Here is a 16,117-nt window from a genome sequence, read left to right as displayed (position 1 = left end):
AATTTCCTAACTCGGATTGTTGTTCCGATACGGTGCAAAACATGGAAACCTTGGAGCAGGAAATATCCTTTGAGGAGCTGGCTTCTAGTCAGAACAAGGCCCCGGACTTGGAGGCCCTGGCACCGGATTATATCTTCTTAAACGATGGAGCTGTAGGACTTTCTGCGACAGCTCGTTGTATTCTAGACGAACTTCGAGACTGGCATAAAAAGACAGAAAAACACGGCTCTAAAAGTGTTCATCCATCTTATCTTCTTACCCTAGATAAACTAGGGGAACTTCTGAATAAATACAGGAACTTAAGCGAGCAAGCAAAGTCTCCTCCTTCCGTTGATATGGCTCTTCGCCAATTAATGGATTTAGAAAAGAGGGGAAGAAATAAATCCGCTCTGGTCTATCCATTCTTGGTCCGAAATGGAAACAAGGTTTTGGCTAGGATCTCATTAGCTTCTCCGCAAAAAGAAGCTAAGACTGATGTCACTCCTTTTAGAAAGGCATGTTTTTCTTTTTCAGAAGAAACAATTGATCTTATCTTAAATAATAGAGCAAAGAAACCAAGAGCATTAGAAGAAGATCGTCCAGGAGCAATGCTTCTTCATAAAAACAAAAGTGGGCAGATTTGGTTATATCCTAAACTTGCTTCTTTACAATCAGAGATGGCAAGTCTCCTCAGAAGAGGTTTCCAACCTTATAGTTATATTCCTATGAATGATTTCCTCGCCGACTTTGCAAACTACGCAAAGAACAAAGGTGCGGTGGTCGAAATTCTTCCCGACTATCATTTGATCTTGGATGATTTACAACTCAATCCGGATGGAACTTATGTAAACCAACCGGAAGTAATCGCACATTATAGAGCTCAAAGTGATGCTCTAGAAGTATTCGCTCTTACTTATCTCAAACAACTTGCAGAAAGAGCGGGCTACAATCTGTTTCGTGCACGTATCCAAGACTTTGAAACTCTACATGGAAATGCAGAACCTGGCAAAAAACAAAACAGTGAAAAGGTAGAAGCACTTATCCAGCTTGTAGAAGATTTTCCTTTCGATAAAGAAAAAGACGATCTTGGAAAAAGAGTCGCAGAGACCTGCCAACAATCTGTTCGAGTTATCAGAAAGTTAATCCAAGAAAAAGCACTCTTGAGCGAAAGAAAGATAGAAGGTGCCTTCAAAAGTCTGAAGAATCGTCTGAATATCCAAGCCAAGGAACATTCTCAAAACAATCTTACCCTCTATAGATTTGTTCCTGAGAAACGTTTGGATGCTGTTGGTATCTCTGATCCGGAACTTGTTTCTAAATATACGAATGATATCATTGCTGATCTAAAAACCAAATTCGGTTTGAAAGAGACCAAGAGAGAAGACGGAACTACTGAAGTTTATGTAGTCGACCCAGGATATATGGCTGCAGTTTTGCATAAACTAACTGCTGATGCAAAAGTAAGCCCAGCTGCAGAAAAAGAACTTAATATAGCAAAAGAGATCCATGCTTCATTAATCAGCTCTAAAAACCCTGCGCTAAATTCAATGCTCAAAGCGGATTACATAATAAAACTACAACAAGACGCAGCTCTCATGGAAAGAGAAGTGGAAGATCGCCAGAAAAGCGAAGCACTCGCTAAGAAGGTAAATCTTTCTATGGGACTTTTGGGTTTTGTAGGAACAATGTTATTCTTCCTAATTGCGAGTGTTCATTTTAATGCGGCTGGTGTGATCCTGGTTGGACTTCCTGTTGCACTTGTGATTGGTGGATTACTTGCAGTATTCTTTAGAGATAGAGATAAATCGGATATCGGTCCTGGTGGACTTCCTAAATCTTCCGGAGGCGGTGGGTTCGCTGCAAGTTATTCCGGAATTTCGACAGTAAATGATTATTATTCGAGCAGCGACGATGACGATGCAGATGAACATTTCGGAAAGGGAGAAAGTCCTAAAGAAAAGAAAGTAAGTCTGATCGCAAAAGGTGCAGAACGTTTTGTATTCCCGAATCGATTCACTAAGATCCAAGATAAGATCCATGATTCGAAATCTATGCGCAAAAAGATCTGGGACAATATAGATAATATCCGTCAATCAGTGGCTCATCTCAGGACTGAATCAGATGATGATAAGGTAGCTTCTACTGTAGAGTATGCTCTTCTTCAAAACTCTGCTACAATCGCAATACCGGATGAGATTGTCCCGGTCGGAATGCCGAGCACTATCATTTTAAGTCATACTGACTTAAAGGCTCCTTTGATCAGAGACCAAATCTCTGAGTTCTTAAGGAACGAGGCCCAAAAGAAAAAATACGATAAAAAACTCGTTAAATATTATACTTTCTTAATTAACACTATTGAAGTAGAATATTATAAATACCTTCCTAGTCGTAAAAAGAAATAGGGAATCAGTATGCCCGAACTTCCGGACCTGGTTATCATTCGAGAACGTCTTTTAAAAGAACTTCCAGGCGAGATAATCCAGGAGATAGAGATTTTAGATCCTTTAGTAGTTCGTAACCTTAGTGGCGGAAAATCAGAAACTTCTTTTATAGGTTCTACATTTGAAAGTTTGGAGAGAACAGGACCTTTTCTGAATTTTAAATTCGGCCCAAGGAATATAATAATTCATCCAATGCTTGCCGGCCGTTTCTCCTTGGATCCAAAATATAAAAAGAAGGACCTCGCGGTTAGATTCAAATTCCAAAACAAGATCTTGAATTATGCAGACGATGTTCATATGGGAAAGGTATATTTTACAGAACCTGAATACTTCTCCCAGATCCCAAAGTTTTCAGACCAAGGAGTGGACCTTCTTTCCGAAAACTTTACCCAAGAAGAATTTTTAAAAAGAATAGAGAAGAATCGCCAGCAAACTCGAGTCTTTCTCATGGACCAGACCAAACTTAGCGCTCTTGGAAATGCTTACGCAGACGAAGTGCTTTTTGATTCTAAGATCCATCCCAAAACTCCATGTAATAAACTTTCGGAAGAAGAAAAGATCCAACTCTATCAGAGTATAAAATCCGTGTTAAATGGTTCTATAGATTATATCCGTAAAAAACAGGCCCCTTTGGATTTTAAGGTCCGAGACCATGTGAAGGTCCGGAATCGAAAGAATGAGCCTTGTCCTCGCTGTGGAACCACGATCCGCAGAGCGAATGTTTTAGGTCACGATTCCTTCTTCTGTCCAAATTGCCAGAGAGTGCCTGGAGAACAGTTTATAGATTGGAATAAAACCTTCTGAACCAGGAATAAATCACGCTTGACAGTACAAGCAAATTTTTCAGACTGTCCTTAGATTCTCGGTGATTATAGAGAGAGGGTCACACCCGTTCCCATCCCGAACACGGAAGTTAAGCCTCTCATCGCTAATGGTACTGCATGGTTCGCTGTGTGGGAGAGTAGGACGTTGCCGGGTTGCCATTATTTATTCCATTATATTTAATAGTGAAAATCCGTCCAAGAAACGGATTGACCCTTGGTTCTCCGGAAAAAATGTAAACCGGTAAGACTTACCTAGGGTCTTAAGTGCAATCTTAGTAGAGATACAGGGAACCATATGAGAAGAACATACCAACCCAGCCGGATTAAACGTGCCCGTACCCACGGATTCCGCGCCAGAATGGCGACCCCCGGCGGAAGAAAAACTCTTTCCCGCAGAAGAGCTAAAGGCCGTTATAAGTTAACCGTTTCTGATGAAAGAACTGGTAAAAAATTCTAACGAACCCATATAGAAGAGACACTTACATCTAAGAAGGACATCCGGGAACTTTTTGCTTCCGGAAAACGGGTAACCAATCCTCCTCTCACGGTGATTTATCGGGGAAACAGCCTGGAACAAAACAGGTTCTTATACTGCCCCGAACGTTCAGTCGGTAAGGCTGTTCGCAGAAACCGGATACGGAGAAGATTAAGAGCCGCTGTGGCCGAAACGGCAGGCTTTTTTCCAAAGGGTTTCGATATCGCGATACTTGCGAAACCGAGCCTATTCGAAAAAGATCATACCGAACTTCTGGCTTGTTTGGGTCTATTAGCTCGTAGATTAAAATGAACCGACTCGCCATCTTTCTGATCCAGTTTTATAAACGTTGGATCTCACCTATTCTTCCGCCTTCCTGCAGATTTCATCCAAGCTGTTCAGAATATGCAATGCAGGCCTTCCAAGAATATGATTTCTTGTCGGCGACTTATCTGAGCACAAAACGAATTTTAAAATGTAATCCACTATTCGCCGCTGGCGACGACCCTTTACCACCCAACCCTAGAAGGAATTAGGAATGGAAGATAGACAAAACAGACTTTTTCTCGCGTTAATTTTATCCATGGGAGTTTGGTTCTTAGTAACTTATTACTTCAACCCAGAATCAGGAAAACCGAAACAACAACAGAAGACAGAACAAACTCCTGTTGAAAATAAGGAAAACGTAAAACAGGAAACTAAGGCCGAACCTAAACCTGTTGCCGCGGTTACGAATGCTAAAGACATTAAAACTTTCACATTCAAAACGGAAGCACACGTAGTTGTTCTTTCCAGCTTAGGTGGAAGGATCGAAAAATTCTATATTCGAAATTACAAGAATGTGGAAGGAACCGAGATCAATATCACGAGAGCCGACTACCAAGAAATTGAAGTAGAAGGTGAGAAGATCAAGGCGATCGAACTTTCCAGAGGAAAAGGTTTCGACTTCAACTTCTCTCATAGAAAAGAAGATGTAGCGACTTCAGAATGGAATCATCTGAATTTTAAAGCAGAAGAAAATAAAGAAGATCAAAGCGTTACTTTCACTGCTACAGAGAAAGGTGTTCTTCTTAAAAAAGTATTTAGATTCTTCCCTCACGAAAATTATTTTAAAACAGAGATCTCTATCTCTAATCTCGGAAAAGAAAAACTCTATTTCGGAGATCGTGAAAAACCAGCTTACCTAAGAACTTTCGGAAGTTTGGGACCTCTTCCATTAGAAAGAGAAGCGAACGCTCAGGAATTATCCAAATTCTTCCGTGTGTATAGAATGGACGGAAGTGAAAAAGACTTCACTGATGGTGGAGATGCTTGGGGATTCTGGGAAGGAATTCGTAACTTCATCTTCGGACATCCGAACGGAAACGAATTTTATAAAGAAGTTTGGAGTAGCGGAGAAGGTGTAGATTACATCGGTTCTGGTAGCCGTTACTTCTTAGCAGCTGCTGATACTTTGAACCATCCTGCAGAAGGAATTCTTTTAGATAACAGAAAGAAAAACGAAACAGGGACTATTTTAGCATATTCTAATATAACCATAGATCCAGGAAAAGAAGAAACTCTGGAATTTGCAAACTATGTTGGAATCAGAGAATGGGACGGGATGTTATTCAGAGATCCTAAATTGGATCCTTTCAAAAATCCTAAGTCCACCTTTGCAGGTTTGAGTGCTGACCTTAACAAATCATTCAACCAAGGTATTTTCACACCGATCCGAAATGGTATCGTTTGGTTCTTACAACAATCTTATAAATATACCATCCCAAGTTATGGTTTCGGTATTCTTCTCTTCGCATTAGTGTTCAAATTAGTCTTCTATCCTCTGAACCAAAAACAGGCTGAGGCAATGAAGAAGATGAGCGCACTTTCTCCTGAACTTAAAAAGTTAAATGAGAAGTATGCTAATGATCCGGCAAAAAAACAAGAGAAGATGTTGGAGTTATACAAAAAGCATAATATGAATCCACTCTCGCAGTTGGGTGGATGTCTTCCTATGTTGATCCAGCTTCCTATCTTCTTCGCATTGTATGTTGCATTTGCAGATACAATCGATCTTTGGAAGTCTCCATTCCTTTGGATCTCAGATTTGAGTGAGCCTGATTTTATCTGGACTTCTCCAGCAATTCCTTATCTCGCTGCAGCTGGGCTTTCTATTAACTTATTGGTATTATTGATGGTCGGAACTCAGTTCCTTTCTATGAAACTGACATCAGTGCAAACTGACCCGAACCAAAAAATGATGATGTATTTAATGCCAGTTATGATGGTGTTCTTCCTTTGGAGTATGCCATCCGGACTGACATTGTATTGGACTGTGACTAACGTCCTTTCCATTGCTCAACAGTGGGTAACCAATATTCGTAAGAAAGACGAAACCCCTGTAAAAGTGTGAATTCATATATCGAGGATACGATATGGAAAACTATATTTTCGAAGCCGAAGGAAAAACAAAAGCCGAGGCTGAAGAGATCGCGTTAGAAACCTTAAGACTAGAACCCGGAGACATTCGTTTCGAAACTGTCGAATCCGGTAAGTCTGGATTTTTAGGTTTAACACAAAAAAAACCGGCAGTAGTTCGAGCATTCGTTTCGAACTTTGATATTCCGGCTGAAAAGATCATCCACGGAGTAGTGCTTACACTTCTTCGTAAGATGGGAGTAGAAGCGGAAGTTGTCGGAATGGGAGATGTGGATGGGAAGATCTATATAGAACTTACCAGCCGCGAATCTGGACTGATTATCGGAAAGAGAGGGGCTACTTTAGACGCTCTTCAATTTTTGGTAAACTTGATGGTAGATTCTAAGATCCGTCACGGTCGTAAGATCGTTCTGGATACTGAATCTTACAGAGACAAAAGAGAACTGTCCTTGATCAGATTGAGCAAGTCAGTTGCTTCTTCTGTCGCAAAATCAGGTAAGTCCAAATTACTTGAGCCAATGAATCCTTTCGAAAGAAGGATCGTTCACATGGCTCTTCAAGAGAACGAAAAAGTTTTCACCAGATCGGAAGGAAATGGAACTTATAAAAAAGTTCGTATCATTCCGATGAAAGACAGACACAAGTACAAAGACGTCGTCGAAAAAAGTCCTAACGGGGACTTGCTCGAGGAAGTAAACGACTACTGATCAGTCGTGGCTGATACTATAGCAGCTATCTCCACAGCTTCCGGGGCCGGTGCCATTGGCATTCTTCGGTTATCCGGACCGGAAGCACTTCCTATCGCCTTTAGGCATTTATCCTTTTTTGAAGGAGCCTTTCCTCTTTCTTCCATCAAACCTCGTAACGCATATACCTGTCGTTTTGTAGACGGGGAGAAAAAATTAGACCAAGTAGTCTTTATCTATTTCGCAGGACCAAATTCTTTTACTGGAGAAAACTTATGCGAAATACATACACACGGAAATCCGATCTTACTCAGAGAGGCTTTAGAATGTTTGTTTCGTTCTGGGGCAAGGCCTGCCAAACAAGGTGAGTTTACCAAAAGAGCATTCTTAAATGGTAAAATAGATCTGAATGAAGCAGAAGCGATCGGAAGAATTATAGGCGCTCGTTCCAGATTTGAATTAGAGTTAGCCCAAAAAAATGCATTTGGAGAAATTTCCAGACTCGCTTCGAACCTCAGAAGCCAATTGATCTCTCTGAAAGCGGAATGTGAAGCCGAGATCGATTTTTCTACGGAAGATCTTACTTTCGAATCTCTTGAAGAAAGAAAAAAAAGAATTCGTTCTATTTCGGATATTTGTTCCAACCTTCTTAAAAGATCCAGCGATACTGAAACTCTTTTAGAAAGAAGTAGAGTTGTATTGTATGGAGAACCGAATACAGGCAAGTCTAGTTTGATGAACCTGATCCTCGGAAGAGATCGTTCTATCATCTCTGAAATTCCTGGAACCACTCGAGATTATATCAGTGAGGACTTTCTACTTTCTGGAGTTCCTATTCGACTTATTGATACCGCAGGTGTTAGAGAAACTGGCGATAAGATCGAAAAGATGGGGATTGAAAGAAGTGAGAAAGAGTTCTCCCAAGCAGATGTAAGACTTTTTGTGATAGATGTCTCTCAAAAGAACGATTGGGACAAGTTTGCAGAAGATAACAGATCCAAGTTAGAAGGCGCCATAGTTGCAGCAAATAAATCAGATATAAGAGATCCAAGTTGGGATTCTCAATCTATCTTAAAGAAAAATTATCCCGGCACAGTCCTAGTCGAAGTTTCCTGCAAATCCAGACAAGGTCTTGATACTTTAGTCTCTGAAATTGCCACTAAACTACAGGGTTTAGAAAGTTCAGAAGATTATGTCCTTTTGGAAGAAAGGAACAGATTTCATTTTTCTTCTATCACTCGAAGCCTGGAAAACTGTCTGACTTTAATGGAAGAAGGTGCTCCAGCTGAGATTTACATCAAAGAAATAGATTCCGCGTTGGAACAAATCGGGGAAGTAAATGGAAGAGTGGACACCGAAGAAATTTTAGGAAGAATTTTTAGTAAATTCTGCGTTGGGAAATAAGCTCTTTCAGAAATAGAATAGAACCTAGGCCCGATCGTCGAAAAATTGGTTTTATCGTTATGAGAGAAAAATCCCTCGAATATCATTCCCTTCATCCAAAGGGTAAAATACAAGTTGTTCCGACAAAGCCGACTAGAGATTCATTCGACTTATCCTTAGCATACTCACCGGGAGTTGCCTATCCTTGTCTGGAAATTAAAGAAAATCCGGACCTAGTGTATGAATACACCAACAAAGGAAATCTGGTAGGAATTATTACTAACGGAACCGCAATCTTAGGTCTGGGAGATATCGGACCTGCCGCAGGAAAACCTGTGATGGAAGGTAAAGCGGTACTTTTCAAAAAGTTCGCTGGAATAGATGTTTTTGACATAGAAGTCGATGCTAAAGATCCAGATGATTTTATAAAGGCAGTCAAAATGCTTGAGCCGACTTTTGGTGGGATCAACCTAGAAGATATCAAGGCTCCTGAAAGTTTTTATATAGAAGAAGAGCTCATCAAAGCAATGAATATCCCGGTCTTCCATGATGACCAACACGGGACTGCAATCATCACTGTTGCAGGATTGCTGAATGCATTCGAGCTCAATAAGAAACGTCCTAGCGATGTAAAGATGGTGGTCTGTGGGGCTGGAGCCGCAGGGATCGCAATCGCAGAATTAGTCCAACATATCGGTATCAGAAAAGAACATATCTTCTTAGTAGATACCAAAGGTGTGATCCACACTGAAAGAACCGATCTAAATTCTACCAAACAAAAATATGTTCAGAAGACAAACGCTCGTACTCTTGCGGACGTTATGCAAGACGCAGATATTTTTGTGGGAGTTTCGGTTGCAGACATGGTTACGGAAGACATGGTAAAATCTATGGCTCCAAATCCAGTCATCTTTGCTTTGGCAAATCCTGATCCTGAAATTCCTTATGCTGTCGCCAAGAAGGTTCGTCCTGATATTATCATGGGAACCGGAAGAAGTGATATGCCGAACCAGGTGAATAACGTATTAGGTTTCCCATTTATTTTCAGAGGAGCTTTGGACGTAAGAGCCAAACATATTACTCTGGAAATGAAATTGGCTGCAGCTCGTTCCTTAGCGGAACTTGCTAGGATGGAAGTTCCCGATGCAGTCAGTCTTGCTTATGGCGGAGAAAAATTCGTTTTCGGTCCTGATTATCTGATCCCAAAACCTTTTGATCAAAGGGTATTGTATCATGTGGCTCCTGCAGTTGCAGAAGCAGCAGTCCAAAGTGGGACAGCAAGAAGACCTTATCCAGGAAGGGAAAATTACATTTCTTTCTTAGAAGGTTTGATGAGGTCTTAATACCGGGAATCTTTAGAATTTAACGTCTAAACCCTTAGAACTTGCTCAAGAAAGCATGTATTTGTTTCCGAAAATAATATACTAGCTCGGCTCTAACAAAAAGCCAAATCAAGATCGGAGCAAAAGGGAAGATTTATGCCCGAAATGGAAAATAATTCCACGCCCCCAGCTTCGAATCCGCTCTCGGAAGAAGGTGTTATTCCGGTAGATCGTGTGGATCTAATTCCGGAAGAGGAACTTCGTAACCTTCTTCTCCAAACAACTCCCAAAGCAATGAGGGATTTGGATCTAATTGAGAAGGGGGTGGAGAATTTTTTCCTATTCAATTATTCCCCTTTCGCTCTCGCAAAATTCGAGCAGCTACAATTTCTCAAACCTGCGGATCTAAAATATTTCGAAGATAAGAACGGATTCGTTCTATACCAATATCTATTCGTTTCTGAAGAAACAAAAGAATTAGGATTAGCTAATGTTGCTATTCGCCCTGCGTCCAGAAGAGCGGATCAGATCCAAAAGATCAAGTCTGCTTGTTTAGCACAGTCTGCAGCTGCATTTTTACAATTTGTTGTTCGAAGAGATATTAATCTAGCGGATAGAAGGTCCGCTGGAGAGTTAAGGGACTGGGTAGTAAGACAGTACCTGAATACGGATGAGAAAGGAAATCTTTTGGATTTCCAAGATTCCAAAAATCTTCCTTATTCAATGAGGAATGTTAAAACTCTATCTGTAGAATCTTTTCTGCAAAGGAATTTTAAGATTAGAGAAGATATACTGACTTCTTTAATTTCTCTATTGAGTAAAAAACCAAACGAGATTGTTGCTTTCTTATCTCAGATCAAAACAGTTCCGGACGCGTTGCTTGCATTGGAAAAAAGAGGAAACCGTCCACCTTTATTAAGGCTACATTTAGAGTTTCATGTTATCCAACCTTCATTGGAAGAACTTGTTGGTGAAACTTCTTTAGATACTAAAAAACAGAATGCAAACGAAGAGACCGAATTGGAGATCATCTTCGAATTATTTATTGGTTTATCTAGAAAGATCTTAATGTCACTTCTTCCTGGAGAACAAGCCGGGTGGATCAAATCCTCCGGAACAGAACAAGGTCCAGATTATTTAAGAGAATTATCCAAACACCCTGCATTCACTTCTGGAAAAACCTGGGAAGGTTCGGATATATTCTTACAAGCCTTTGACATACTATTAAGTTCCATGTCTTCTCTTTCCAGCTTAAGAAAAGAGTCTCTAATCAATTTAGCTTTTAGTGATATAGTTATCCGTATTAGAGAATCAAAAGAACCATTTGTTGTGGATTCAAATGCATTGAAGATCAAGGACTCTTCCATCCAAGCAGCGGGTCTTACTAAAACAGAAGTTTTAGATCAGGTTCTGGAAAGATTCAAAACTCGTAACGATATTCTCACCAGAGAAAAAGTAACAGGCAGCGGACCAGGGATCGTTGCACTTGCTTTAGAGAATGTAGTTTCTTCCTTTCTAACTAATAAGGAAAGAAGGACTTCAATTCATACTTTGATCCGTAAAAATGGGCAGCCGAAAGGAATTTATGCTTTTTTAAAGGATGTAGTAGAAGGTGTGGATTCTGAACTTGTGATAGATGATCAGATCCGTCTTTCTAAAGCAATTGCAGATTGGGAAAAAGAAACTGAAAAACAAAGATTGAAAGCGATCCAGGATTCCAAGTCCATCTTGGTAAAACTTTTGGAATGGCTTCTTGGTCTGTTTGGTGTGAATCTTTCTCCTGCTGCTAAAAAGGATATAGAACCTCCAGATGAGTTCCAGTCTTCCAAACAAAGTAAAAAGTCTCCAAGTAACGGACCTTCTGCGGAGCCAGAAAAGGAAGTTCCTAAAAAGAAAAAATCTTTAGGTGTATTACTTGGTCCTAAAGAAAAATCCACTTTGATCCCAGCCAAAGTCCAGAAAGCGATAGATTACGTGGATCGCAAAAATAACGGGATTCTTTGGTTGGATGAAGTGGTGAATGCTACTTCTTCTCCGGAATTCGGAAAAGACAAAGTAGCCGACCTTATGTATTATGACCAGAAGCGGAGATATATCGAGATTCGCTCTATGAATTCTATTCGGCATGTATTTATCCGAAAAGAATTGGAATCCGATTCCGCCTGGTTGGATTCTACCCTCGAATATTTGCAGAATGTCACCGCCAAAAAACCGGAGTTTGCAGCCCTAGCGGATACTCTTCGCAAATTCCGAGACGAGTGATCTACTACAAGTTCTGATTAGGACATTCGTTCCGATCCCGGAAAATCCAACCCGATCAATTTACTACTATTGAACGGAGGATTCATGAAAACTAGAATCGAAACCGACTCCATGGGAGAAATCCAGGTAGACGATTCCAAATACTGGGGCGCTCAAACCGAAAGATCTCTTCATCACTTTCATATCGGGAACGATCGTTTCCCAAGGGAAATGATCCGTGCTCTTGGAGTTCTTAAAAAATCAGCGGCAATCGTAAACGCTGGGCTTGGGCTTTTGACGGATGAGAAAAAAAATCTGATCGTTCAAGCTGCGGACGAAGTAATCTCCGGAAAATTGGATGAACATTTTCCTCTAAGCGTTTGGCAAACCGGTTCCGGAACACAAACGAATATGAACTCAAACGAAGTAATCTCCAATCGTGCGATTGAGATTGCAGGCGGAACAAAAGGTTCAAAAAAGCCGGTCCATCCAAATGATGATGTAAATAAGGCTCAATCTTCTAACGATACTTTTCCAACAGCTATGCATATCGCTGCTGCAGAACAATTAGTGAATAAACTTTTGCCTGCATTAGAACAATTGAAAAATACTCTAAAGAAGAAGTCTGATGAGTTCAAAGATATTATCAAGATCGGAAGAACTCACTTGCAAGATGCGACTCCTTTAACTCTTGGCCAAGAATTCTCCGGATATACAAAACAATTAGAGTATAATATTGAAAGAGTAAAATCTGTTCTTCCTTCTATATACAGATTGGCTCTTGGTGGAACCGCAGTAGGAACAGGATTGAACACTCATCCTGAATTTGCCGTAAAAGCTGCTGCTCAAATTGCAAAGGAAACAGGACTTCCTTTTACTTCCGCTGAGAATAAATTCGAGGCATTGGCGGCTCACGATTCTTTAGTAGAAACTCATGGAGTTTTAAAAACAATCGCTGCTTCCTTTATGAAGATCGCAAATGATGTGAGATGGTTGTCTTCCGGACCTAGATGTGGGATTGGTGAGATCTCTATTCCAGAGAATGAGCCAGGATCTTCTATCATGCCTGGAAAAGTAAACCCTACTCAGTCAGAACAAATGACTATGGTTGCTTCTCAAGTGATTGCAAATGACGTTGCTGTGAATATCGGCGGTGCTTCCGGGAACTTCGAACTGAATGTTTTCAAACCTTTGATCATTCATAATGTTCTGAATTCTATTCGTCTATTGGCAGACTCTGCAGTTTCTTTCGAAGAACATTGTGCAAGAGGTATTGAGCCTAATAAGGAAAACATCAAAGAACATTTAAAGAATAGTTTGATGCTTGTGACTGCGCTCAATCCGCATATCGGTTATGATAATGCTGCTAAGATCGCTAAAAATGCTCACAAGAAAGGAACTAGTCTGAAAGAATCCGGAATTGAACTTGGATTATTAACTTCTGAGCAATTTGACCAATGGGTTCTTCCAGAAAAAATGATCTCTCCAAGTGTAGATTGATCTAAGCAAAAGTCTGAAAGGTTTTTAAAACTCTGACGGCATAAAAAAGGCAGTGTGAAAACACTGCCTTTTTAATTCGGATCGAAACCCTACTGATTATTGTTGTTGAACAAATTTGAAGGTTACTCTGCGGTTTTTAGGATCTTTTGCATCCAATCCGGAAACTGGAGAAGAAGAACCTGCACTCTTAGTAACAAGACGATTTGCAGGGATTCCTTGTTTAACTAAGGATTGTTTAACAGCTTTTGCACGAATTTCTCCGTAGAAAACGTTTCCTTTTTTGTCGCCTTCTGCTTCTTCAGGTCCTACTTGATCAGTGTGACCAGTGATCTCGATTGCCCAAGAATCAGGAAGTTTAGAAATTCCATCTTTAAGAACAGCAATATTAACTTTTGCCCACTCGCTGAAATCTCCCGCGCTAACATCAGCTTTTTTGTAGCTGAATCCTGGACGAGTAATCCCGTCTGGATAGCGGAAGTCTTTAATTTGATTATTGAAAGCGTCTGCAGGAGAGTCTACGTTGACGTTACGAGAAGCTGCGGAATTTTGTTCTCCAGGCTCAGGAGCCGCTTGGTCTTTGTTGTCTGCAGAAGAGCAAAGAGCTAAGGAAAAAACCGTTGCACCGATGAGCAGGATATTGAGAATTTTTTTTACCATGTTGTATTCCTTCCTTGATTAGGGTAGGGGTTTATTTCGATGAATTTATCCAAAATATACCTATTCTCGCAAAATGGGAAATCTTTTTTAGACCTCTGTGCGAAAGGGACACGTTTTCCCTGCTTATATATTTCTTAGGAGAACTATTATGAATCTGGAACTTCATGCCGAAGTTAACGCAGACTCTGAAGGATCCAGACTCGATCGATTTTTAAAGGATTATCTGGGTGATGAGATCTCCAGAGCTTCTATTCAACATTGGATCGATTCAGGTTGGGTCAAAGATGGATCTGGAAAAATTCTACTTAAATCATCATATAAGGTAAGCCCTGGAGAAAACTTTCATATATCAGTTCCTCCTAAACCTCCACTCAACTTAACTCCAGTAAAAATGGATATCGAAGTTTTAAAAGAAACTCCTCAGTATCTAATCATCAGAAAGCCTGCAGGTATCGCATCTCATAGTGGCCCTGGAGATAGATCTGCTACTTTAGTTAATGGATTACTCTACAAATTTAAGGAACTTTCGAGTATAGGAGGAGAAGCAAGGCCTGGTATCGTTCATCGTTTGGATAAACCAACAGAAGGGATCATGATCGTTGCTAAGAATGATCAGGCACATGCAAAACTTTCGGAGTTGTTTAGAAGAAGGAATATTACTAAGAAATATCTTGCCTGGGTACAAGGCACACTTCCGGAAGGAGAAGGCACGATAGATAGACCTATCGGAAGACATCCTATAGAAAGATTGAAGATGACTGTAACCACTAAAGGTCGAGCATCGATCACTCATTATAGGATCTTAAAAACTGCAGTTTCTAAAAACGGTAGAAAGTTTTCTCTTATCGAAGCTGACTTAGAAACAGGAAGAACTCATCAGATCAGAGTCCATTTTCAGAGTCTAAGGTGTCCTGTGGTTGGGGATCTTTTATACTCCAGAAACGCTGCACTTTTTGAGAATTATGGACTTTTACTTCTTTCCTATTGGTTAGAATTCAAGGATCCTTTTACGGGAGAAGAAGTTCAGATTGTTCTAGATCCTCCCCAAAGATTTGAAAATTTTGAAAGTAATTTGGAGAATTTTTAACCCGAAGACCTCGCGTGATAAAAGGTCTTCGGATCTTTAAAATAGATTATTGGAAGGAAACGGAAATTTTTCCGTCAGCAACATAACCTGCCTTTCTTAACTCCTGCAGATATGCCACTTCGTTTTTCAGATCGATGGTTATATCCAATTTTCCAGTACCTTTTTCAGTAGCAGCTTGGAATCTGAACTCGTATTCTCCCGGATCTAATTTGGCTTTCAGTCCGCTATAATCGAAGTCTTCATTAAAATATAAAATGATCTCTTTGCGTGCAGCGGATAATTCCGGTCTAAAAACTCCTGCTTGTTTTGCGTTCGACCAAGAAGAATATTTTCCTTCAGGATTCGAAGTTTGTTTTGCATATAGAACGATCCTGAACTTTTTACCGTTCGCTTCTTGAGGACCGACAGGATCTGCTAAACAAAGTAGAGCCCACATTTCTCCTGAAAAATTCCATTTGGAAACTTCTGCAGGTAAGGCGGAGTCCCTTGAAATTTCCTTATCAAAAAAGTAAACTGTACCTTTTTTCTTTCCTTCACAAAGATCCTTTGCCCAAGTTCCAGATGCCGCAAATAGAAGCACTAAAACGGCCGCAATTCGAAAGAGATTCATTCAAAGCTCCTGATTTAATTTACTAAGTCTAAGGGTGGGACGAAATTTTAGATTAGATGATTTCTTTTTCAATATAAAATTAAGGAAATTTTTTGCTGGATAATCGCGAATTATACATCAGATACTTATACTTACGAACATTTATGGAAGAAGATAAAATAGAAAAGATCAAACAAGGTTTTTGGCCTAAGGTGAAGAAAGTCGCAGGAAAGGTTCCTTTTCTTGCTGATGCAATTTCTTTGTATTATGCAATGCTTGATCCTTCTACACCACTAAAAGCAAAACTTACGATTGCGGGTGCACTTGCTTATTTTCTTACACCTTTTGATGCGATCCCAGATATTCTACTTGGAGCAGGTTATATAGACGATGCGGGTGTGGTCGCTGCAGTTTTAGCAGCTGCTTCTATGTATGTAAAAGAAGAACATAAGAAGAAGGCAGCTGATTTTTTAGATTCCAATCCTGAGGGTAACCTGGAGAATTGAAAAACATCT

At 40.2% G+C, this 16,117-nt stretch carries 15 protein-coding genes and 1 rRNA gene; 14 read left to right on the top strand and 2 right to left on the bottom strand.

Annotation, left to right across the window (positions count from 1 at the left end; all coding sequences use genetic code 11):
- Nucleotides 1–41: 41 nt before the first annotated feature.
- The 12 genes from CH362_RS01050 to fumC all read left to right on the top strand — a co-directional run bounded on the left by CH362_RS01050 (nucleotide 42) and on the right by fumC (nucleotide 13,269).
- The gene (locus tag CH362_RS01050; RefSeq protein ID WP_100709222.1) at nucleotides 42–2,381 is read left to right on the top strand and encodes a hypothetical protein; all 2,340 of its coding nucleotides are present in this window, start codon (nucleotides 42–44) and stop codon (nucleotides 2,379–2,381) included.
- Nucleotides 2,382–2,390: 9 nt separating this feature from the next.
- Nucleotides 2,391–3,224: an Fpg/Nei family DNA glycosylase gene (locus CH362_RS01045; protein WP_100708508.1), complete on the top strand. Its 834-nt coding sequence runs from the start codon at nucleotides 2,391–2,393 to the stop codon at nucleotides 3,222–3,224.
- A 57-nt stretch (nucleotides 3,225–3,281) separates the two neighbouring features.
- Nucleotides 3,282–3,398, top strand: a 5S ribosomal RNA gene (gene rrf / locus CH362_RS01040).
- A gap of 141 nt (nucleotides 3,399–3,539) precedes the next feature.
- Nucleotides 3,540–3,701, top strand: a complete 162-nt coding sequence (gene rpmH / locus CH362_RS01035) for a 50S ribosomal protein L34 (protein ID WP_016546812.1) — start codon at nucleotides 3,540–3,542, stop codon at nucleotides 3,699–3,701.
- Between the two features lie 9 nt (nucleotides 3,702–3,710).
- Entirely contained in the window at nucleotides 3,711–4,031 is a 321-nt protein-coding gene (gene rnpA, locus CH362_RS01030) for a ribonuclease P protein component (RefSeq protein ID WP_100708507.1), read from the top strand.
- Nucleotides 4,028–4,255 carry a membrane protein insertion efficiency factor YidD gene (gene yidD, locus CH362_RS01025; protein WP_100708506.1) on the top strand — a complete coding sequence of 76 codons (228 nt, stop codon included), beginning with the start codon at nucleotides 4,028–4,030 and terminating at the stop codon, nucleotides 4,253–4,255. Before rnpA ends, yidD begins: the two co-directional genes overlap by 4 nt.
- A 2-nt stretch (nucleotides 4,256–4,257) precedes the next feature.
- Nucleotides 4,258–6,111: a membrane protein insertase YidC gene (yidC, locus tag CH362_RS01020; protein ID WP_100708505.1), complete on the top strand. Its 1,854-nt coding sequence runs from the start codon at nucleotides 4,258–4,260 to the stop codon at nucleotides 6,109–6,111.
- Nucleotides 6,112–6,133: 22 nt separating this feature from the next.
- Nucleotides 6,134–6,844: an RNA-binding cell elongation regulator Jag/EloR gene (gene jag / locus CH362_RS01015; RefSeq protein WP_100708504.1), complete on the top strand. Its 711-nt coding sequence runs from the start codon at nucleotides 6,134–6,136 to the stop codon at nucleotides 6,842–6,844.
- A gap of 6 nt (nucleotides 6,845–6,850) precedes the next feature.
- Nucleotides 6,851–8,227: a tRNA uridine-5-carboxymethylaminomethyl(34) synthesis GTPase MnmE gene (gene mnmE / locus CH362_RS01010; protein ID WP_100708503.1), complete on the top strand. Its 1,377-nt coding sequence runs from the start codon at nucleotides 6,851–6,853 to the stop codon at nucleotides 8,225–8,227.
- Nucleotides 8,228–8,286: 59 nt separating this feature from the next.
- Entirely contained in the window at nucleotides 8,287–9,549 is a 1,263-nt protein-coding gene (locus CH362_RS01005; RefSeq protein ID WP_100708502.1) for a malic enzyme-like NAD(P)-binding protein, read from the top strand.
- A gap of 135 nt (nucleotides 9,550–9,684) precedes the next feature.
- Complete coding sequence (locus tag CH362_RS01000; RefSeq protein ID WP_100708501.1) at nucleotides 9,685–11,790, top strand: hypothetical protein; 2,106 nt, start codon at nucleotides 9,685–9,687, stop codon at nucleotides 11,788–11,790.
- An 84-nt stretch (nucleotides 11,791–11,874) separates the two neighbouring features.
- On the top strand, nucleotides 11,875–13,269 hold the full coding sequence (gene fumC, locus CH362_RS00995) for a class II fumarate hydratase (RefSeq protein ID WP_100709221.1): 1,395 nt from the start codon (nucleotides 11,875–11,877) through the stop codon (nucleotides 13,267–13,269).
- A 96-nt stretch (nucleotides 13,270–13,365) separates the two neighbouring features.
- Here the strand turns inward: fumC and loa22 are convergent, their stop codons facing one another.
- Nucleotides 13,366–13,926, bottom strand: coding sequence for an OmpA family outer membrane lipoprotein Loa22 (loa22, locus tag CH362_RS00990; protein WP_100708500.1), 561 nt, complete (start codon nucleotides 13,924–13,926; stop codon nucleotides 13,366–13,368).
- Nucleotides 13,927–14,074: 148 nt separating this feature from the next.
- On the opposite strand from loa22, the gene CH362_RS00985 reads away from it, so the two are divergent.
- Nucleotides 14,075–15,013, top strand: a complete 939-nt coding sequence (locus CH362_RS00985) for an RluA family pseudouridine synthase (protein ID WP_100708499.1) — start codon at nucleotides 14,075–14,077, stop codon at nucleotides 15,011–15,013.
- A gap of 46 nt (nucleotides 15,014–15,059) precedes the next feature.
- Here CH362_RS00985 and CH362_RS00980 read toward each other — a convergent pair whose 3' ends face one another.
- The gene (locus CH362_RS00980) at nucleotides 15,060–15,623 is read right to left on the bottom strand and encodes a hypothetical protein (RefSeq protein WP_100708498.1); all 564 of its coding nucleotides are present in this window, start codon (nucleotides 15,621–15,623) and stop codon (nucleotides 15,060–15,062) included.
- Between the two features lie 143 nt (nucleotides 15,624–15,766).
- On the opposite strand from CH362_RS00980, the gene CH362_RS00975 reads away from it, so the two are divergent.
- A complete protein-coding gene (locus CH362_RS00975) occupies nucleotides 15,767–16,108 on the top strand; it encodes a YkvA family protein (protein WP_100708497.1) in 342 nt (113 codons plus the stop codon).
- The last annotated feature ends 9 nt before the right edge of the window (nucleotides 16,109–16,117 follow it).

The organism is Leptospira saintgironsiae, from assembly GCF_002811765.1.
GTDB classification, from domain to species: domain Bacteria; phylum Spirochaetota; class Leptospiria; order Leptospirales; family Leptospiraceae; genus Leptospira_B; species Leptospira_B saintgironsiae.
This window is presented reverse-complemented; position numbering and strand designations above follow the sequence as displayed.

Coding starts and splice junctions, on each gene's coding strand:
- yidC (WP_100708505.1), top strand. CDS start 4,258: ATGGAAGATAGACAAAACAGACTTTTTCTCGCGTTAATTTTATCCATG.
- CH362_RS00980 (WP_100708498.1), bottom strand. CDS start 15,623: ATGAATCTCTTTCGAATTGCGGCCGTTTTAGTGCTTCTATTTGCGGCA.
- fumC (WP_100709221.1), top strand. CDS start 11,875: ATGAAAACTAGAATCGAAACCGACTCCATGGGAGAAATCCAGGTAGAC.
- jag (WP_100708504.1), top strand. CDS start 6,134: ATGGAAAACTATATTTTCGAAGCCGAAGGAAAAACAAAAGCCGAGGCT.
- CH362_RS00985 (WP_100708499.1), top strand. CDS start 14,075: ATGAATCTGGAACTTCATGCCGAAGTTAACGCAGACTCTGAAGGATCC.
- CH362_RS01000 (WP_100708501.1), top strand. CDS start 9,685: ATGCCCGAAATGGAAAATAATTCCACGCCCCCAGCTTCGAATCCGCTC.
- rpmH (WP_016546812.1), top strand. CDS start 3,540: ATGAGAAGAACATACCAACCCAGCCGGATTAAACGTGCCCGTACCCAC.
- yidD (WP_100708506.1), top strand. CDS start 4,028: ATGAACCGACTCGCCATCTTTCTGATCCAGTTTTATAAACGTTGGATC.
- CH362_RS00975 (WP_100708497.1), top strand. CDS start 15,767: ATGGAAGAAGATAAAATAGAAAAGATCAAACAAGGTTTTTGGCCTAAG.
- CH362_RS01045 (WP_100708508.1), top strand. CDS start 2,391: ATGCCCGAACTTCCGGACCTGGTTATCATTCGAGAACGTCTTTTAAAA.
- CH362_RS01005 (WP_100708502.1), top strand. CDS start 8,287: ATGAGAGAAAAATCCCTCGAATATCATTCCCTTCATCCAAAGGGTAAA.
- CH362_RS01050 (WP_100709222.1), top strand. CDS start 42: ATGGAAACCTTGGAGCAGGAAATATCCTTTGAGGAGCTGGCTTCTAGT.
- loa22 (WP_100708500.1), bottom strand. CDS start 13,926: ATGGTAAAAAAAATTCTCAATATCCTGCTCATCGGTGCAACGGTTTTT.